Raw genomic sequence first — 21,082 nt, 5'->3', positions numbered from 1 at the left:
TTTAGAATTTAAGTGTTAAACCCAGATTGATAATTCGCATACTCGGGTAAGCTGTTCCGTTACCGGCTGAAACTTCCGGATCGATAGGTACATTGGTGAGTGTAAACAGGTTCTGTCCGGCAAGATATAACCTTAGACTGTTAATTCTGCATTTTTGCAGCCACTCTTTGGGGAAGGTGTAACCAAATTCCAGATTACGCAGTTTTAAATAACGGACATTGTACTTCCAGAAAGAGCTATCCCAATAATTACTATGGTTATTGGCATTGTTTCCGATTAATAATGTCGGGTATTTGCCAGGAATCATTTCACTGTTTGCATCAAAGATATCAGATAGTCTCCATGTATCTTCCATGTAGTAAGCCGGGTTGTTTCCATTATTGTTAAATGGAATCTTTTGGATTAATGACGGATTCCAGGTAGACATTCCCGCACCGGAGAAATCCAATGCTAAATCGAAGCCTTTCCATGCGAATGCAAGGTTAAAACCGAAGTTCAGAACGGGTGTGGAGTCTTCTTTGTATCCGATGGGGCGTTTGTCCATATCGTTGATTATGCCATCCCCATTTTGGTCGACGTACTTGATATCACCCGGGCGTAATGTCGTATTTCCTTTCTGGTCATTGTCAATCGGCCACGACGCAATCTCTTCCCAACTTTGGAACTGGCCATCTGCCTCGTATGCCCAGTTGACATTCCCGAAACGGTGCCATGTAGAATTACGATATTCATCCCATGAATTACTGAACTTAGGATTATACTGCTCCCAGTTGTAGAAACGGGAATAGGTGAAATTGGCACTGATAGAATAGTGAAAGTCATTGACCTTATCACTCCAACGTGCAAGCAAATCATATCCGGTATGAACATTGGAATTGAGATTTTCCTTGGGACGCTCAAAGCCCACTTCTTCCGGAAGTAATACGTCGTCACGGGAAGCCGGAATACCGGTTTTGATACGTCTGAAGAAATCTACGCTTCCTGATAAACGGTTATTCAGGAAAGCAACGTCGAGACCAATGTCCAGAATTTTAGCCTTTGCCCATGAGAGCGTGGTAACAGGCAGGTTTCGCGGGGTAGTACCAATGATATAGGAACCGTCGATTACTCCTCCTCCCTGTTTGTAATCGTAACCTGTCATGTAGTCGAAAGCACTGTAGCCGTCAACGTTGTCATCTCCTACCAATCCATAAGATCCCCGTATCTTTAAATCGCTGAAAATAGAAGCTATTTTTGATTCCTTCCAGAAGTTTTCTTCTGATATTCTCCAGCCTAATGAGGCGGAAGGGAAGAACCCCCAGCGATGATTGGGCGGGAATTTCCATGAACCGTCATAGCGTGCAGAGAAGTCTATCAGATATTTGTTGGCGTAGTTGTAGTTGAAACGTCCCAGCCAGCCTAAACGTGCTTCCGTATTGTTGCCAGTATCTTCGTATTTGTCAATCGTATCATAATAGATCAGATGCAATGAGTTGGAAGCCGGGATGGCATGGAGCCAAGACTTTGGAGTGTCTCTTTTTATTGCTTCGAAACCAATTACCGCATTGATGGAATGTGCTCCGAATGCTTTTTCATAAGCCAGTTGAATGTTTGAAGTCAACTCTTCCACATAAGCATTCGTCCTTTCCCTCCAGGCACTGGCACGCCCACCTACATCTACATATTCGTCCGTTGCTTCGTCATATCTATAGACACGATAGGTATATTCTTGATTGTTAAGTAATTCGCTTGCAAAATAATATCCGGACAAAGCTTTGGCTTTAAGTCCTTTGATAATTTCATACTCTGCGTTCAGGTTTAATTGGGCCATTCGCCAAGTGTCTTCAAAGGTTCCGCTTTTCTCAAAATTCAATAATCCGAAGTTTAAGCCATTGTCAGAGCCTACTGATGCCGGATAGTTAGGATTGTCATTGGCAAACGGACGGACAGTCGGTAGATTGCGGTAGGTAGCTGCTGTCGGGTTTGAATAGTCGTCAGTTCCCGGTACACCCGGATTTTTCAGCTGTTTGATACGTCCGTTCATGTTCATGCCGATTTTGAATTTATCAGTGACCTGTGCTTCGACATTCATTTGTACGTTGTATCGTTTCATACCGCCATAATTGCGAATGGCAGATTCCTGATTCATGTGTCCGACACTGAAATAATAATTGATCTTGTCCGAACCTCCGGAAACATTGGCATTGACATAATATTGCGGAGAAGTCACCCAGATGTAATCATACCAGTTAAATGGCACATAGCCTTTTTCTGTACCTTGACGCCATTTCTCCAGATCTTCTTTACTATATAAACGGGACGTTTTTCCCTGAATTGTTTCAGACTGTATGTAATTCTCTACATACGTTACGGCGTCTGCCGGTTCCGGTAAGCGTGATACATGTTGCCAGCCATAATAAGTATTTAACGTCACAGTGCTCTTGGTGTTTTTCTTTCCTTTCTTGGTTGTTACAACAATGACCCCGTTTGCAGCCCGTACACCATAAATGGAAGCAGAGGCATCTTTCAAAATAGAAATGGATTCGATGTCATTAAAATCAATGTTGTTGAACTGACCTTCATCGGACTGCACGCCGTCAATCACAAATAAAGGTGTTCCCATATTACGGATTTGCAGGGTAGTGGCATTTCCCGGGCGACTGTCTGCAGATCTGTAGTTCAATCCGGCTACCTTTCCGACCAGTGCTCCGGAAGTGTTTACCGCTGAAGATCTGCTTATATCATCAGCTCCTACGGAGGTAATAGCTCCTGTCAGGGTAGCCTTCTTTTGAGCAAGGCCAAAGCCAGTCACTACGACTTCATTTAATAATTTAGTGTTTTCTGCCATTATGATTTTGACATTTGTCTTTCCGGAAACTACGGCCAGTTCCTTAGTCTCATATCCGATATAAGATACTTGCAGTTGTGATTGTACCGGAACTTTTTCTAAGGAGAAGTTACCGTCAATATCAGTGATGACCCCATTGGTAGTTCCTTTCACTAACACGTTTGCACCAATTATAGGATTGTCCGCAGTGTCTACTACACGTCCTGTTATGCTCTGTAATTTTGTCTGTTGTGAAGGCAGGTCGTCAGATAATACAATCTGGAAATTAGGCTTAATCAGATAACTGAATGGAGCCTGCGAAGAAAGGTCCTTTAAAACCTTTTCTATACTGCTATTCTGTGCTTCGAGAGAGACTGGCTTATTGAGATTAGCCAACTCTTCATTATAGAAGAAACGATATTCACTTACTTTTTCTATCTGTTTTATCACCTTCTTCAGAGGTTTGTCTTTCATGGTGAGAGTGATCTGCCCCATGACACTTAGACTACTTGATAAAAATATAATAATATATAATATTCGAGAAAAGAGATGCTTGATGTTACTCATTTTATAGGAAATTAATCATTAAACAATAAAAAAGATGTAACTTTACAAGCTGAAAATCGGGTGTATATACCCTCTGACACTGCCTTCCGCCAGTTGTCAGTATCAGAGTGAGTTTCCAAGGTCCGATTTAAGCTTAAAGGAGATAGTCCTGACCTTGTCAGGCTATCTTTTTTTATGTTCTACCGGAGCTATTTCATACGCATTGAATTTTAAAGGTTAATAATTGGGAATATATTGGGTTACCTATTGCCTAGTATTATGGTATCTCCACGAGTTTCATAAGTGATGGGAGAGGTTAGGCTAATCAGTTCGATTACATTATCCAGGCTATTGTTGCAGATCACTCCCGAGAAGCGATATTGCTTGATACGTTCGGATTTAAATGCTATTTGCACATTATACATCCTGTTAAGCAGTACGGCAATTTCTTCCAGTGTTTCTCCATTAAATACAAGATCGTTATTTCGCCACATTTTGGCATACGATGAATTGTCTAGTTTATGTATTGCCAGCTTGCCTGATCTTCGTTCGAATGTGGCATTTTCGTCAGGAGAAAGAATAACGTTATCTCTATCGGAAGAAACACGGACCGAACCGGAAAAAAGTGTTGCGATGATTTGAGAGTCTTCCCGGTAGGCTTTTACATTAAAAGTAGTTCCCAAAGCTTCTACATTCATTCCTGCCGTTTCTACAATAAATGGTTTCTCCTTATCCTTAGCTACTTCGAAATATGCTTCGCCTGTCAATGACACCACTCGTTGAGTGGCTCCATAATTCGCATTGTAATGCAGTTGGGTATATGAATTTAGCCAAACGACTGTACCGTCCGGTAAGGTAATATTTGCCCGTTGTCCTTTTCCTGTTTGGACAAGATAGCTCTTATCCGTTGCTGTGGGTTCTGTTTGAGAAACTGTATATAAATGACCTCCTATTCCTGCTATTATGATTAAAAGAATGACTGCTGCATACTGAAATAAACGCCTGATTCGCATTGTCCGTTTCTGCTTTCGTCTATTCAACTCTTGTACAGCATTATGCATTTGACTTTTGACCCGTTCAAACATACGTCCTTGTACTTCGGCAATGAGCTTGTTATTAGAGCCTTTCCAGGTTTCCTGATAATAGTTGGATAACTGCTCTTTTGCTTCCTGACTGTGGAGCCAGTCAGATAGTATTTGTTCTTCATCCGGAGAGGTTTCTCCCCGCATAAAACATTCTAATAATAATATATTCGTATTCTTCTCCATGGGCTTTTATTATGTATATCTCCATGGAGCCAAGAACCCTTACAGGGTGCAAAGATTTTACTCTGTATTTAACACTATTTAAAATTAGAAGAAAGAAAAAATAGAGCCAAAGCTACAATTTCATTGGCTAATTTAGAACGTAAGAAATGAAGGGCACGATATAATTGCGTTTCAACTGTTTTTTCTGACAAAGATAGTTGGGCGGCTATTTCTTTATTTGTCAGATGTTGTTTCCTGCTCATGAGGTAGATTTTCTTCCGTGAAGAGGGTAGCTGTTCTACCAGCTCGTCTATATATTCTTGTAGGGAGTCGGTGTCAACATCTATTTCAAAGTGCTTGTCGGCATCAGTTTGTTTGATTGAATCCAGAAAACGTTCCGAGAGCAGCCGTTTCTCTGTTTCTTTATATACCATGTTGCGTGCTATCGTAAAAAGATAGGCTTCAAAACCTTCTTCCGGTTTGATATCCTGATGTCTTTCCCAAATCTTCAGAAATACATTTTGAGTGAGGTCCTCTGCTAATATTTTATCATATAGAAGGGAATGAATAAAATGAAATACACGGGGATTATATTTCCAGAAAATAGTGTCGAAAGCCTTTTCGTCACCTTGCTGTAAGAGTGATAAAGTGTGTGTGTCTATTTTCTCTAAAAAATGATCCATATATTCAGTGTCTTCAATCCTTTTCAGAGGAAGTTTAAAGAGTTATCATTCAAAAGCTGCTCTGTTTATAGACGGAAATAAATACTCTTTTATATAAAAAAAGTATATGTAAATAAACCCGTAAACCATTGGCAAATATAAGGAACATTTTTTTATTTTGAATTACTTTTATAGAGAAAATGTGTTGGTCGGCAGGATGAATGAAAAGAGTATGTTCTATGAAATTACATGAAATAAGAAAGGGGGAGAGCGGGATTTTTGTATAAATAATAAAGGCTTTTATTATTATAATATAAGGAAATGAGACTGAATTCCCACCTTTCCCTTGGAGAATTCAGTCTCATTTATATGATTCAAGTCAATGGATTATCTGCTTCCGCCTGCCCACCAAACATTTTCACTATACACATATTGTCCGTTTCCGTATGCTGCTTTCACTTCGGCATTCGTTGTTGTGTCGCTATTGCCATAAGGACAACGTAATGGGAAGGAGTTCGGATTTTTTAGCTCAATAAAGTTTTCGCCTAGTCCTTTCATTCTGCGAACATCATTGTAAGATTCTGTCGCTTCTCCTGAAGCTCCCCATAATGCGAAGTATTTTTGAGTCATTGTTGTTTTCAGCGGTTCGGCTGTATATTTGGCTTCTACCGTATTATCAAAATAGCTTTCGGCTTCAGTATCTGTAATACTACTTGCCGGGTTGATGAGCGTTTTGCCCAATTCCTTTCTTGAAACGCTAAAGCTACTTTCTGCATTTAACAATCCGGCTACTACAGCATCTTTTAATGCACTTTTTGCATCACGTCCCAATCTGCATAGAGCTTCTGCTTCCAGGAACTTTAATTCATGATAGCTCAATAACAGTGTGGGTGCTGATATAGAATACATAAATAAAGAAGTCCCATACTTGGAAGTGCCTTGTTCCGGAGAACCGTTAGGCGCATATACGGCATTGTCAGCAGTTCCCGGGGCTTGTTCTTTTCCAGATGCACCTTGTTTAGTGATGAAAGCTCTGGACAGGCGTGGGTCGTTGTATTCTGCCAGTTTGCTTCTCATGCTTTCGCTCGCACCTAATCCGGCACGTGCCACAAAGAAACCGTAAAGCGGATTTATATTGTTGGCATCATATACGTCGAATGCTGCTTGCTCTTCTGCACTTTCGAAAGAGTTATCCACATATTCCAAAACCTTCTCCATGTCAGCGTCTTTGTTGGCAGATCTTTTAAGAAGGTGCATTGTGTAACGCGCTTTCAGACCATACGCCAACTTTAGCCATTTTTCAGCATCGCCCTGATATAACAAATCTTGAGCTCCCGGGTCTATCAGATCTTCTTTCTGCAAGTCTGCAATAGCATCGTCTAGGTATTGCATTGCTTGTGTATAGATCTCTTCTTGTTTATCCATTTTAGGAGTCAGGTAAACAGGAGAACCATTTTCGTCAACTAAGGCTGCCTGGCTGCATGGAGCATCTCCGAACATATCGGCTATCAATGCACAATTATAAGCAGCCAACACCTCTGCCATACCTTTGGTTGCAAAATTTCCATAATCTATTCCTCCCTCACTGCATTGATTGATGATGATACGGGCGGATTTCAATGTGGAATACAGACCATTCCATGTATTATTGAAAGTGGAGGATGAGGTCGGTTCGCTTTCTCTGGTTTCTGCGTAATACAATTGGTTGTCAACACCTACTTCATATTCAATGTAAGCAGATAGATAAGTATTGAAATCACCTCCTGCGTTAGAGAATGCGGTAGAGGTTATTACATCCGTCAGAATGAATCTTCCGGCCACGCTTTGCGTATGTCCGTGATCCTTATTGATTCTATCCATTGCATCTTCCGAACATCCGGAAAAGACAACTGATAAAACAGTAGCGGCAAAAATGCCTTTGATTATATTATATGTTTTCATCTTTCTTTTTAGCTAATTAGAATTTTACATTAAATCCAAAACCATAGCTGGCTGTTCCCGGAAGAGAGAAACGCTCGAATGCACCTCCCATATTGTCATTACCCTGTGAAGCTTCCGGATCGAAGCCTTTCATTTCAGACCAAACCAAAATGTTGCGGGCAAAAACATTAACGTTCACATTCAGCCATTTCTTTGAGAAAACCGGATAACTTACAGATAATTCACGCAATTTGATATAAGAATTATCATAAATGTAAGATTCGTCAATTGATCTTCTTCTGGTGAAATATGCTTGAGCATCTGTTACTTTTATATCATTGGGGGCATAGATTGAATTACCATCCGCATCTTTTCCTGTTTCTTTAACGGAGTTTTCCACAATGAATTCGGTATTACGCATATCACCAGATAATTTGCTCACACCGTAATAGTTCATTTCACCTGCGGTACCACTATACATCTGCCCTCCTTGTTTCCAGTCGAATACTGCAGAAATACGGAACTTGTACAATTCGATATTTGTATTGAAACCTAAACGGAAGTCAGGAGATACAGTTCCGATAACCGCATCTTCTCCCTGCATGGGAAGTCCGTTTTTGTCTACTACAATCTTGCCTTCGTCATTACGCATATAGCTTTTTCCATAGATCACAGGGAACTTGTCACCAATTCCGGCACGTACCTGCGGAGTTACAAATCCTCCTAACATAATACTTTCTACTCCTGGAGCCAATTCGTCTACGTAATTGTCGATTTTGGAGAAGTTGAAAGCGAAGTCGAGTTTGAAGTTTTTGGTATCTACCGGAGATACGCCCAATGTCAACTCGTGGGTATTTGTGTGGATTTTACCTCCATTCATTATCATACTTGAGGCTCCGGTTGAACCTGCCAAAGGAACTTCGAATATCTGATCTTTCACATTCTGACGTGAATAGGTATAATTCAAGGTTACCAGTCCGTTTAAGAAAGTAAGATCTGCTCCCAGTTCGTATGATTTTGTATTTTGTGGTTTTAAGTTAGGGTCATATACCTTATAATATGGAATGTAAGCCATTGCTCCATTAATTGGATAAACAATAGGATTTCCCATATAGAAGCCGCCACCATAAGACGGAGTATAATAATAACTTTGAGTATAATCACCGGCCATACCAACTTCTGCATAAGAAGCACGTATCTTACCGAAAGTCAATATGTTATTCTTCAGGGGAGCCAGTTCGGTGAAGATGAATCCTAATGACACTGAAGGATAAGTGAAAGAACGGTTGTCACGTGGCATGCTTGAAACAATATCGTTACGTATACTTCCACTTAGATAGAGCATGTTTTTCCATGCTACTGACAAGTTGGCGAAATTACCTACCGTTCGTTTCTTGTTGTATTGGCTTTCGTTGGAGAATACAGAAGCATTATTCAGATGATTCCATCCGGGGAAATTGAAATTCATGCTATATGCGTATTCATATTTTGTCTTTTTATCCACAAACTCATTACCAATCAATGCATCCAAGGTCCATTCTTCGTTGATATTCCATGTGTAAGCGGCAGTTAACAGTGAGTTTAATTCATTAACAGTGTAATGGTACTCTGAATCTTCACCTGTAGGTGCCCAAGTACTTCCATATCCGTAGATTTCTGAATAATTGGTAGTGTAAGCGTCATCACCGATCTGGTATTTAATATCCAGTTTGTGGTTGTCTGTTCCAAATTTAGTGGTGTATTTCACGAAAGCATTTCCGAAGAAACGTTGTGAACGTTCGGAGAACTGGTTATTGTCAACTGCCCAATATGCATCGTCGATCCAGCTGTCGCGATATGTATTTTGTGTGTAAGGGTCGCCTTCTATGTGAGAAGGAATACCGGCCATATTATAGCTGACGGGTGCATTATAGATCGTAGCAACCACACTGGTGTTGGCTGTAGACTGTTTGGAGATTTTTGAAGTCACAAAGTTTCCATTAAATCCGGTAGTCCAGTTAGGATGGAGTTGTGCTTCGGCAGACATTTTCACGTTATATCTATCCATACCGGTTGATGGAACGATACCATTACTGGTGGTGTTACCCAAAGAAAAGGAGTAGTTACCTTTGTCGAATCTCTGGGCTACATTGACGTTATTGCTCCAAGATACACCTGTTTCAAAAAAGTCCTTCATGTTGTTATATGCTTGTGGAGTAGCCCACGGATTCATGCCGGCAGCTGCAAGCTGAGGAACATAGTATTTTCCGGACTGTTTACCATATTGGCTGGTGTAACTGTTGTCTGTATTTCCTCCGTAGGTAGGGTCGTTAGCTAATTCGGAAATCTTAGGACCCCATGCGAAAGGAGATGACGGATCGAAAGTACCGCCTGAACCTTGTGCATATTCTTGTTGCAATTCCGGAAGAGTTGAAATCTTATCAAAGGAAAGGTTGGTACTGAAAGTTATAGTAGGTTTCCCTTTATCTGCTCCTTTACCACTTTTGGTAGTGATAACGATAACACCATTGGAAGCTCTCATACCATACAAAGCAGAAGCGGCTTGTCCCTTTAATATATTGATACTTTCTATATCATTAGGGTCAATGTCGACAGCACGGTTAGCATAGTCCGTTCCATACGCTCCATCGGTAAGAGAAGTGCTCACATCTGCGGTAGAAGCGATAGGCATGCCATCAATTACATACAACGGAGTATTGTCTCCAGTGAAAGAACGAGAACCGCGAATCGTAATCTTTGAAGAAGCACCCGGCATACCTGATGATGGGGTGATGTCAATACCTGATACTTTTCCTTGTAAGGCTCCCGCTAAATCTGTATTAGCAGCACGTGTCAACGCATCCGATTTGACATCTTGTACGGCATATCCCAATGCTTTCTTTTCGCGTGAAATACCCATAGCGGTAACTACTACTTCGTCTAGCTTTTGGGCGTCAGCCTTTAATACAACTCTCAAATTTGGTTTAATAGCCACTTCTTGTGTTTGCATTCCGATATACGAAATCTGCAAAGTCTTTGCAGAACTTGGTACATTCGACAAATTAAAATTACCATCTACATCTGTGATTGTACCCAGAGTGGTACCTTTTACCAACACAGAAGCGCCAACAACTGGCTGCCCGTCTTCTTCAGAAATCACAACGCCTGTGACCTTTTGAGTCTGGGCAGTTACTAGGCCTATGCCCACAAAAAGGCATGCCAATAACAGCATTAATTTTCTTTTCATAAATTCTCTCTTAAAGTTTAACTTTACATTATTTGTATCTTTACTCTAACAATTTGCAAATATATTAATAAAACTGAAACTAGCAATTATATTAATAAAAAAAGGTTGCAAATATAACATTTTGTTATTTTACAAGCTGTATTTATGCCGATAAGCATATTTTTTTCAACCAAAAGCTTTGATTGCTAAAACAGCAATTGACACTTTGCATAAGCAAAATGCCTCTTTTAATATTTCTTTTACTCGTTTTTAGTCATAAAACACCTTTAAAAGCCATTCTTTTTGCTTTTTTCGTGAAAAAGCGAATAAAAAAGTGGCATTTAATTTAAAGTTTTGTGAATACCAAGTGATTTGAAGATTTATTTTTTAGAGATATTAATGCTTATTCGCCTCTGATATAGCACAGAATTACGTCTAATTTGTTCTATTATTAATTAAAAAATGAAAGTATGGAAAAGATCAGTTACAACCTTGTGTTTAACAGAAAGAAGAGATTGAATAAAAGAGGAATGGCATTAGTTCAGGTAGAAGCCTATCTGAACAGGAAAAAGATGTATTTCTCCACCAAAATATATCTCAAACCGGAACAGTGGGATGCCAAACGAAAGATGGTGAAGAATCATCCTAATGCGAATGTTTTGAATCGTATGTTATATGAAAATATAGCAGCTATTGAGCAAACAGAACTTGGACTATGGCAACAGGGAAAGTCCATATCGTTAGATTTATTAAAAAATTCTATTGATAAACCTCTAAGCAATGGAAGGTCGTTTTTAACTTTTTTTAAAGAGGAGATAGCCAATTCTTCTTTGAAAGAAAGTACCCGTCAAAATCACCTTTCCACGCTTGAATTACTTCAGGAGTTCAAGAAAGAGGTATTATTTACTGATTTGACATTTGAGTTTGTGTCTTCATTTGATAATTACCTGCAATCTAAAGGTTATCACCTTAATACTATTGCTAAGCACATGAAGCATCTGAAACGATATATTAATGTTGCAATAAATAAGGAGTATATGGATATACAGAAGTATGCCTTTAGAAAATATAAAATTAAAAGTATAGAAGGAAGCCATACACACTTAGCTCCGGAAGAGTTACACAAATTTGAGAATTTGCAGCTGACTGGAAGATATACGAGACTGCAAAAAACAAAAGATGCTTTTTTATTTTGCTGTTATGCTGGATTACGATATTCTGATTTCACTAATCTGACCTCTGCAAATATTATTGAGTTCCATCAGGAGACTTGGATAATATACAAATCTGTCAAAACAGGTATGGAGGTACGCCTTCCTTTATATTTATTATTTGAGGGTAAAGGAATCCAGATATTGCAACGCTATAAAGATGACCTCAATAGTTTTTTCAAGTTGAAAGACAATTCTAATATTAATAAGGAATTAAACATATTGGCAGGCTTGGCTAAAATTGATAAACGTGTATCGTTTCACACCGCCCGTCATACAAATGCTACCTTATTATTATATAATGGTGCCAATATAACTACTGTACAAAAACTGTTAGGACATAAAAGTGTAAAGACCACGCAGGTATATGCGAATATAATGGATATTACAGTGGTGCGTGATCTTGAGAAAACTGCCTCATCAAAAAAATAATAATAAGCACAAAAACTAAACGAAAGTGTTCTGTTTTTAAGACTTGGTTATAGAAATGGAAGGTATAATTTTCTCTAATAGAAGAAAGTGTGTATAATTAAATGAAAGAATATGCAATATAAGTTCCGAAAACGCATATATATAATCTAAAGATACATCATAATTACGAATATTATTACTCGTCCCATTTAAAGGAATAAAGCGTTCCTTTAAAAGGAACGAGTCATTGGTCGTAGAGAAGCCCTTGCTTTCTTTAAAAGGAAAGGATTAAAAGCTAATTTATAAACCTGACAGCCTCTAATAGCTATTAAAATCCGGTATTTGAGGTTCTTTCATTTTAGCGTCAGATAAATGATAAATACCTCTTTTTGCATAATTAGATGTAATTACACAATCTCTTTGATACAGAAAAAGCATATAACCATCCAATATGAATATTTATCAATCATATTCTCTGCGATTTTGGAGGATATTTGAATCTACCCCTGCATATTTTAAAATATACAGTAATAAAATATGCATTTTTTTCATCTGGAGTTTTTCTTTTCTTAGATTATCGTTTGCTAATGAATATATTATTATAGTCAATAATTATTGGATATAATTTAGAACAAGAAAACCATCTTCAACAGTTAAGATGGAAATAAATTTTAGCTTACATCATATAAGATAAGAACTTAAACAATTAATTAATAGATGGTTATGTCCTATTTTTGATAGAAATCTGGTATCATAAATAAGTAAATTAACATGTTTGGTAGGTGCTTAATATATTGATAATCTGCATAATAACTACAACAAAAGATTTATTCCCGAAGGAAAGCAAACATCATATATATATTGTTAGTAATCAATATATTATAGTTGTATTTAGTTCTGCAAAGACTTTGCAGATTTCGTATATTGGTATGCAGACGCAAGAAGTGGTGATCAAACCAACTTTAAAAGTTGTGCTAAAGTCTGATTCCCAAAATCTAGATGAGGTTGTAGTGACAGCTATGGGGATTAAGCGATCGGAAAAATCCCTAGGTTATGCCGTATCTAGTGTGAAGGGAGATGAAATAACTAAAGCACGTGAAAGTAATGTACTTAATTCATTGTCTGGTAAGATTGCGGGACTGCAAATAGCCCAATCATCTGGTACGGTAGGTGGTAGTTCAAGTATACAGATTCGTGGAGCTTCGTCTATTGGTACCGTTTCTTCTCCTTTATTTATTATTGACGGGCTTCCAATTGACAATGGTTCCTATAACCCTGACAGAACTAATGGTATAGTTGATGTCGGTAATCGTGCAGGGGATATTAATTCAGATGATATTGAATCTATCAATGTATTGAAGGGAGCAGCTGCAACAGCATTGTATGGAGCGCGTGCAAAGGATGGTGCTATCGTTATTACTACTAAGAAGGGAAAGAAGAACTCACCGGTGTTTGTAACAGTAAACTCTTCTACACGATTTGAAAATGTACTAAAGTTACCTGACTTTCAAAATGAATATGCACAAGGCAGTTATGGTGTATATAATGTGAAAATGTTGAATGGTTGGGGACCGAAGATCTCATCGGTACAAGATCAGCAGTTTACAGATTACAAAGGTGATAAAGTGACTTTGAAGGCAAATCCTGATAATGTAAAGGATTTCTATGAAACGGGAATGAGTTATATTAATAATGTATCAGTTGCGGGGGGTGGTGAAAAGGCGGACTTCCGTTTGAGCTTTACTTCTACTAATCAGACTGGTGTTGTACCTGGATCTGACTATAATAAATACGCTTTTTCTGTCAATGCGGGTATGAATTTTACTAAGAACTTCACAGGTCGTATTTCTGCTCAATATATACGTTCCGACTCTGAAGGTCGTCCAGCGCAAGGTGCAAATGATAGTAACCTACTGATTCCATTGATTAATGGATTGCCGAGAACTATTGATATACATGATATTCAAAAGAATTGGGTGGATGAGAATGGAAAGCAAATCACATTAGATCCGGAAGGTAAAAGTAATAATCCATATTGGATTATTAATAAGAATAAGTTTACCAATAATTTAGATCGTATGATTGGTAATATCACATTGACTTATAAACCGATTGAAGGACTGACTATCACCAATAATGCCGGAACAGATTTTTACACAGAAGGAAGGCGTAAGGTATATGCAAAAGGTACTGTAGGAGCCTTGAACGGAAAGTTCCAGACTTGGAATTTGTATAAAAGAATTATAAATAATGACTTAATGGTTTCTTACGAGAAGACTTTTGCAAATGACTATCATTTTAAGGTAATGATGGGGCATAATCTCTATCAGGAGGAATGGAAGAATGAAAATGTGCAGGCGCAGAATCTGGTTGTTGATGGGCTATACACATATACTAATGCGAAGTCTACTACTCCGGTAAATTATTATGAAAAGAAACGTCTTGTTGGTTTATATGGAGATATTAGTTTGGGATACAAAGATATGCTTTTCGTAAATGTAACAGGACGTAATGACTGGTCGTCTACTCTACCGATCAATAATCGTTCCTATTTCTATCCTTCCATAAGTGGTAGTTTTATTTTTACGGAGTTGATGGAAAACAAAGATATTCTGAATTTTGGTAAGGTTCGTTTGAGTTATGCTAATGTGGGTAGTGATGAAGATCCGTACAATTTGGCATTTAAATATACTCCCGCTAGTACTTACTTTTTGCAATATCTGGGTAATGTTAACACTTTCCCCCATATGGGATTAGTTGGCTTTACGGGACCTCGTGTCTTACCAAATGAGAATTTGAAGCCGCAAAATCAAAGTTCTTTTGAAGTTGGAGCTGATTTGCGTTTCTTCGGTGGAAAAATTAGGTTAGATATGACTTATTATAGCAATATTACAAAGAATCAGATTGTAAGTATTGATGTCCCATTGTCAACAGGCTACTTTGCCAATAATATTAATGCCGGGAAGATTGCCAATAAAGGTGTTGAAGTAACTTTGGGGTTGACTCCTGTGGAAACACGTGATTTTAAATGGGACCTGGATGCAACATTTGCTTCAAATAAGCAGACAGTGGAGGAGTTAGCTGAAGGACTTGATGAATATACGTTAACGAGTGGACTGAGCGGTTTACAAATTAAGGCTGCTAAAGGAGATTCGTTTGGCTTGTATGGCACGGGTTGGAAACGTGATGACCAAGGAAATTATGTGATTAATTCTAAAACAGGTTTGAGAGAAACTGTTAATAACGTGCGTTTAGGAGATGTATATCCTGATTTTACGATGGGAATCAACAATACATTTACTTATAAGGGAGTTACCTTGAGTTTCTTGATTGATATCCGTCATGGAGGTTCTTTGTATTCAGAGACTGTAGCTAATTTAAGAAGTAGCGGTTTGGCTGCTGAAACAATAGCTCACCGTGAAGATGCTTCCTTTATTGAGCCGGGTGTAATCCTTCAGGATGATGGAACATATAGACCTAATGATGTTCCTGTGAAAAGTATGCAGGATTATTGGCAGCATATATCCAATTCTAGTAATAATGAAGGGAATATCTATAATGCATCATTTGTAAAACTCAGAGAGGTACAGTTGTCTTATAGCTTCCCACGCAAATGGTTCAAGAGCTTTTTTGTTAAATCATTGGATTTAGGTTTTGAGGCACGTAACTTATGGATTATTAAAGATCATGTGCCACATATTGATCCGGAAGCTAACTTCTTCGGTCCTTCTCAGATTGGGGGTGGTGTAGAGTTTAACAGCATACCTTCTACCAGAAGTTTTGGATTTAATGTCAGATTAACATTGTAAGATTTAAACGAATATGATAATGAAAAAGAAAATATTAACATACGCATTGAGCGCTTTGGCATGTTTAACTTCATGTAGCGATTGGCTCGATATTAACCATGATCCCAATACTGCCGAGAAAGTTGATCCCGGGTATTTGTTTAACTATGTAGCTGTAAACTGGGCTGGAACACGCACTGGTGGTGACTTTTATATTCCTTTATCTATGAGTTCGCAGTGTCAAGTTGATGGTGGACTTGATTACGGTGGCTGGGATGAATCTGTATATACTATTTCTCCTTATAGTACAGGGAATGTCTGGAAACATTATTATTCTGTAGGTGGCAATAATTTGATGTTAGCTATTAAAAATGCAGAAGAGTCAGAACCGGTGAATCACAATGCTATTGCGCAGTGTAAGATTCTTTTGGCTGAGCATATGTATGAGGCAACGATGTTGTGGGGAGATATTCCTTTCACAGAATCCTGGAACGGAACAATTAAATATCCGAAATTTGATTCTCAGGAAAGTGTATTGAATGGTGTTTTGTCATTACTTGATGAGGCATTACAGCTTATAGATCTGAATGATGCTAATGCAATTGATGAGTACGATATCTATTACAAAGGTGATATGAACAAATGGATGACTTTGGCAAAGTCTTTAAAATTCAGAACATTGATGGTTATGGTAGATAAAGACCCTTCTAAGGCTGCTGCTATTGGTACGTTGCTGCAGGCTGGAGGAATGGTTGCATCAGCAGCGGACAATTTGGTATTTCCTTACTCTACAGATCCGGGTAACCAGAACCCTAAATATGAACTTATAGAATTGGTTGGGGGGACACAAATATTGTTCTTTGCCAGCAATTATATGTTGAAACCGATGCAAGAACGTAATGATCCCCGTATTCCCTGTTATTTTGAACCGGGTGCGGATGGTGTATACCGGGGGTTGGGTAATAGAGAGGCTGCAAAGACGGATGATGAAGAAAATCTACTGTCATCTGTTGTAAGCAACTACCTTTTCAGAAGAGACGCTCCGGAATTGATTTATTCTTGTCAAGAACAGCTACTTTTGGAAGCAGAAGCTTATGCGCGCGGATTAGGAGTTGCTCAAAATCTGTCGAAAGCTAATGAACTGTACCTGAAAGGAATTCGTGAAGCATGTGCTTTTTATGGAGTTGCGGAATCCGATATTGATACATATGTTACAGGTTTACCGGAATTGACAACGATGACCCAGGAAAAAGCTCTGTATGAGATTCATATGCAGCAATGGATTGATTTGATGGATCGTCCGTTTGAGGAGTTTGTACAATGGAGGCGATCTGGTACTGCCGGAAACGAGGTCCCGACATTGCAAGTCCCGGAAGATGCAACTTCAAAAGAATTGATCAGAAGATGGGAATATAGTCCTGAAGAAATGACAGCTAATATTAATGCACCGAAAGAATCTCCGAAAATCTGGGAAAAACTATGGTTTGATTTATAATTGAATTACCATAAATGATACGAAAAAGAGGACAATAAAACATTGTCCTCTTTTTTTTTGTTATATTTGCGCCCACATTATTATATATAATAGAAGTAAAGAATGAAAGAATTTGTAATATCCGAAGCCAAAGTAGAAACAGCAGTGCTTGTAGGACTCATCACACAGACGCAGGATGAGCGTAAAACAAACGAGTATCTGGATGAACTGGCTTTCCTTGCCGAGACGGCTGGGGCGGAAGTTGTGAAACGATTTACACAGAAGTTGCCGACGGCTAACTCTGTGACTTATGTTGGAAAAGGAAAGTTGGAAGAAATCAGACAATATATCCATGACGAAGAGGAAGCAGAACGTGAAGTAGGAATGGTCATCTTTGATGATGAGCTTTCTGCGAAACAGATTCGTAATATTGAAGCTGAACTGAAAGTGAAGATACTGGACCGTACTTCACTGATTCTTGATATATTTGCCATGCGTGCGCAGACAGCCAATGCGAAGACACAGGTAGAACTGGCACAGTATAAATATATGTTGCCGCGTTTGCAGCGGCTTTGGACTCACTTGGAACGCCAGGGAGGTGGTTCCGGTGCCGGTGGTGGCAAAGGTTCCGTGGGACTTCGTGGTCCGGGTGAAACACAGCTTGAGATGGACCGCCGTATCATCCTGAACCGTATGTCATTGCTGAAAGAACGTCTGGCGGAGATTGACAAGCAGAAAGCTACCCAACGCAAGAATCGCGGACGCATGATACGTGTTGCACTGGTTGGTTATACCAATGTGGGAAAATCAACCATGATGAATCTTCTCTCCAAGAGTGAAGTGTTTGCGGAAAACAAACTGTTCGCTACTTTAGACACTACTGTGCGCAAAGTGATTATCGATAATCTACCGTTCCTGTTGTCAGATACAGTAGGGTTTATTCGCAAGTTACCTACCGACTTGGTAGAATCTTTTAAATCTACCCTGGATGAGGTACGTGAAGCAGATTTGCTTGTGCACGTAGTCGATATTTCCCACCCCGGATTTGAGGAACAGATTGAGGTGGTGAACAAGACCCTGGCAGAGATTGGAGGCAGTGGCAAACCTATGATACTTGTATTTAATAAAATAGACGCTTACACCTACGTGGAGAAAGCGCCGGACGACCTTACCCCCCGAACAAAGGAAAACTTAACACTCGAAGAACTGATGAAGACGTGGATGGCAAAAATGGAGGATAACTGCCTCTTTATTTCCGCCCGCGAACGAATCAATATAGACGAACTGAAAAATGTAGTTTATCAGCGAGTGAAAGAATTACACGTTCAGAAATATCCCTATAACGATTTTCTTTATCAGACCTACGAAGAAGAGGAAGAATAATCAATATGCTAATGTGCTGATGTGCCAATTGGTTGCGCATACTGCATCAGAATTGGCACATTGGCATATGGGCACATTAACACATTATTAAGATGAAAGACTATCGTAGATTGACTGAAGATGAGATACTTCAGTTGAAGAGCCAGTCATGTCTGGCCGATGATTGGGGAAATGTATCAGTGGCAGAGGGTTTTAATTGTGAGTACGTCCATCATACCCGTTTCTCGGGTGAAGTAAAACTGGGGGTATTCGAAGCTGAATTTACATTGCCGGGGGGAATCAAGAAACATTCGGGATTACGTCATGTGACGTTGCACAATGTGTCGGTGGGCGATAACTGCTGTATTGAGAATATACAGAACTATATTGCTAATTATGAGATTGGCAGTGACACCTTCATTGAGAATGTAGATATTATTTTAGTGGATAGGTTAAGCACTTTTGGTAATGGGGTAGAAGTGGCTGTCTTGAATGAAACAGGAGGCCGTGAGGTGTTGATGAACGATAAATTGTCTGCGCACCAGGCATATATTCTTGCACTGTACCGCCATCGTCCCGAGCTGATAAACCGTATGAAATCTATTGCGGATTATTATTCCAATAAACATGCTTCTGCTGTCGGCAGTATTGGCAATCATGTGATGATTCTCAATACGGGCTCGATCAAGAATGTCCGGATTGGTGATTACTGCCATATCTGTGGGACCTGCCGCTTATCCAATGGCAGCGTCAATAGTAATGTGACGGCACCTGTACATATCGGACATGGTGTAATCTGTGATGACTTTATCATCTCTTCCGGCTCTAAAGTGGATGACGGCACGATGTTGACTCGTTGTTTCGTCGGACAATCCTGTAAATTGGGACATAATTATTCCGCTTCCGATTCTTTGTTTTTTAGTAATTGCCAAGGAGAGAACGGTGAGGCATGTGCTATTTTCGCAGGTCCTTTCACCGTGACACATCATAAATCTACTTTGCTGATTGCCGGGATGTTCTCGTTTATGAATGCAGGTTCGGGATCCAATCAGAGCAACCACATGTATAAGTTGGGGCCTATCCATCAAGGAACGATGGAAAGGGGAGCGAAGACCACTTCTGATTCCTATATCTTGTGGCCGGCACGTGTCGGAGCTTTCTCTTTGGTAATGGGACGTCATGTCAATCATGCCGATACTTCTAATCTTCCTTTCTCTTACCTGATAGAGCAGCGGAATACGACTTATCTGGTTCCGGGAGTCAACTTAAGAAGTGTAGGTACTATCCGTGACGCACAAAAATGGCCGAAACGTGATAATCGTAAAGACCCGAACAGGCTGGATTATATCAACTATAACCTGTTGAGTCCTTATACCATTCAGAAGATGTTCAAAGGGCGTTCCATTTTGAAAGAATTGAAACGTGTGTCCGGTGAAACTTCAGAAATCTACTCTTACCAGAGTGCTAAAATCAAGAACTCTTCTTTGAACAACGGAATCCGTTTTTATGAAATTGCTATCCACAAGTTCTTAGGAAACTCCATTATAAAACGACTGGAAGGCATTAACTTCCAGAGCAATGAAGAAATCCGTCAACGCCTGAAACCCGATACGGAAATTGGTATTGGCGAATGGGTAGATGTTTCCGGACTGATTGCTCCCAAGAGTGAGATCGACCGACTACTGGATGGTATTGAGAAAGGAGCAGTCAATCGTTTGAAGTCCATCAATGCAAGCTTCGCGGAAATGCACGAGAATTATTATACTTATGAATGGACATGGGCTTATCATAAGATTCAGGAATTTTATGGCTTAGATCCGGAAACGATAACAGCGCAAGATATCATCGGTATCGTGAAAGCCTGGCAGCAAGCTGTTGTCGGATTGGACAAGATGGTATATGAGGATGCTAAGAAAGAATTCTCGTTATCTTCTATGACCGGATTCGGTGCTGATGGCTCTCATGACGAAATGAAGCAGGACTTTGAGCAAGTACGCGGTGATTTCGAAAGCAATACATTTGTGACTGCGGTGTTGAAACATATTGAAGATAAAACGGCTCTTGGAAATGAGCTCATCGAGCGAATCAAAATGATTGATAAAACGGAAATAGTGTAGCGAGTCAAAAATAAGTAGATAAATAAATGAGAATTTAGGGGCGTAGCGCCCCAACAAGGTTTCCATTCGGCATGTTATCGTTTTAGACATACCCTAAAGGGTGGAACTGTATCTCTTTCAGGGAATACCGAATGGAAACCTTGCTCCGGCGCTACGCCGGTAAATGGGAATTTATCGGTTCTTACAATTATATATTTATTGGGGTGCCCTGAAAGGGCTTAATTATATAGCGTAGGGCAACGCCCTACGAAAAAAGCACACCAGCCACAAGCCCTGAAAGGGCGGAACTGTATACAATTATGCCCTTTCAGGGCGCAAATTCAGATTGTCGTT

General features: G+C 39.4%; 10 protein-coding genes. 5 read left to right on the top strand and 5 right to left on the bottom strand.

What is annotated here, in order from left to right:
* Position 1: 1 nt before the first annotated feature.
* From KFO40_RS20960 to KFO40_RS20940, 5 genes are all read right to left on the bottom strand, one after another.
* The gene (locus KFO40_RS20960) at positions 2–3,373 is read right to left on the bottom strand and encodes a TonB-dependent receptor (RefSeq protein ID WP_128859749.1); all 3,372 of its coding nucleotides are present in this window, start codon (positions 3,371–3,373) and stop codon (positions 2–4) included.
* Positions 3,374–3,612: 239 nt separating this feature from the next.
* On the bottom strand, positions 3,613–4,620 hold the full coding sequence (locus KFO40_RS20955; RefSeq protein WP_128859748.1) for a FecR family protein: 1,008 nt from the start codon (positions 4,618–4,620) through the stop codon (positions 3,613–3,615).
* Positions 4,621–4,694: 74 nt separating this feature from the next.
* Positions 4,695–5,282, bottom strand: a complete 588-nt coding sequence (locus tag KFO40_RS20950) for an RNA polymerase sigma-70 factor (RefSeq protein ID WP_128859747.1) — start codon at positions 5,280–5,282, stop codon at positions 4,695–4,697.
* 366 nt (positions 5,283–5,648) lie between these two features.
* A complete protein-coding gene (locus KFO40_RS20945; RefSeq protein ID WP_128859746.1) occupies positions 5,649–7,202 on the bottom strand; it encodes a SusD/RagB family nutrient-binding outer membrane lipoprotein in 1,554 nt (517 codons plus the stop codon).
* 16 nt (positions 7,203–7,218) lie between these two features.
* Positions 7,219–10,407: a SusC/RagA family TonB-linked outer membrane protein gene (locus KFO40_RS20940; RefSeq protein ID WP_192498832.1), complete on the bottom strand. Its 3,189-nt coding sequence runs from the start codon at positions 10,405–10,407 to the stop codon at positions 7,219–7,221.
* Between the two features lie 449 nt (positions 10,408–10,856).
* On the opposite strand from KFO40_RS20940, the gene KFO40_RS20935 reads away from it, so the two are divergent.
* The 5 genes from KFO40_RS20935 (at position 10,857) to KFO40_RS20915 (ending at position 20,749) form a co-directional block, all read left to right on the top strand.
* Entirely contained in the window at positions 10,857–12,029 is a 1,173-nt protein-coding gene (locus KFO40_RS20935; RefSeq protein WP_211146771.1) for a site-specific integrase, read from the top strand.
* Between the two features lie 833 nt (positions 12,030–12,862).
* Complete coding sequence (locus KFO40_RS20930) at positions 12,863–15,817, top strand: SusC/RagA family TonB-linked outer membrane protein (RefSeq protein ID WP_195530090.1); 2,955 nt, start codon at positions 12,863–12,865, stop codon at positions 15,815–15,817.
* Between the two features lie 13 nt (positions 15,818–15,830).
* Positions 15,831–17,291 (top strand): SusD/RagB family nutrient-binding outer membrane lipoprotein, encoded by a 1,461-nt coding sequence (locus KFO40_RS20925; RefSeq protein ID WP_004299187.1) that lies wholly within the window; start codon positions 15,831–15,833, stop codon positions 17,289–17,291.
* 102 nt (positions 17,292–17,393) lie between these two features.
* Entirely contained in the window at positions 17,394–18,653 is a 1,260-nt protein-coding gene (gene hflX / locus KFO40_RS20920) for a GTPase HflX (protein ID WP_004299188.1), read from the top strand.
* 92 nt (positions 18,654–18,745) lie between these two features.
* The gene (locus KFO40_RS20915) at positions 18,746–20,749 is read left to right on the top strand and encodes a DUF4954 family protein (protein ID WP_211146770.1); all 2,004 of its coding nucleotides are present in this window, start codon (positions 18,746–18,748) and stop codon (positions 20,747–20,749) included.
* Positions 20,750–21,082 lie beyond the last annotated feature (333 nt).

The organism is Bacteroides sp. 1001302B_160321_D4 (assembly GCF_015667765.1).
Lineage (GTDB): Bacteria > Bacteroidota > Bacteroidia > Bacteroidales > Bacteroidaceae > Bacteroides > Bacteroides xylanisolvens.
This window is presented reverse-complemented; position numbering and strand designations above follow the sequence as displayed.

Bases quoted from the DNA above. Each gene is read 5' to 3' on its own strand.
- KFO40_RS20960 (WP_128859749.1), bottom strand. From the start codon at position 3,373: ATGAGTAACATCAAGCATCTCTTTTCTCGAATATTATATATTATTATA.
- KFO40_RS20955 (WP_128859748.1), bottom strand. From the start codon at position 4,620: ATGGAGAAGAATACGAATATATTATTATTAGAATGTTTTATGCGGGGA.
- KFO40_RS20950 (WP_128859747.1), bottom strand. From the start codon at position 5,282: ATGGATCATTTTTTAGAGAAAATAGACACACACACTTTATCACTCTTA.
- KFO40_RS20945 (WP_128859746.1), bottom strand. From the start codon at position 7,202: ATGAAAACATATAATATAATCAAAGGCATTTTTGCCGCTACTGTTTTA.
- KFO40_RS20940 (WP_192498832.1), bottom strand. From the start codon at position 10,407: ATGAAAAGAAAATTAATGCTGTTATTGGCATGCCTTTTTGTGGGCATA.
- KFO40_RS20935 (WP_211146771.1), top strand. From the start codon at position 10,857: ATGGAAAAGATCAGTTACAACCTTGTGTTTAACAGAAAGAAGAGATTG.
- KFO40_RS20925 (WP_004299187.1), top strand. From the start codon at position 15,831: ATGATAATGAAAAAGAAAATATTAACATACGCATTGAGCGCTTTGGCA.
- hflX (WP_004299188.1), top strand. From the start codon at position 17,394: ATGAAAGAATTTGTAATATCCGAAGCCAAAGTAGAAACAGCAGTGCTT.
- KFO40_RS20915 (WP_211146770.1), top strand. From the start codon at position 18,746: ATGAAAGACTATCGTAGATTGACTGAAGATGAGATACTTCAGTTGAAG.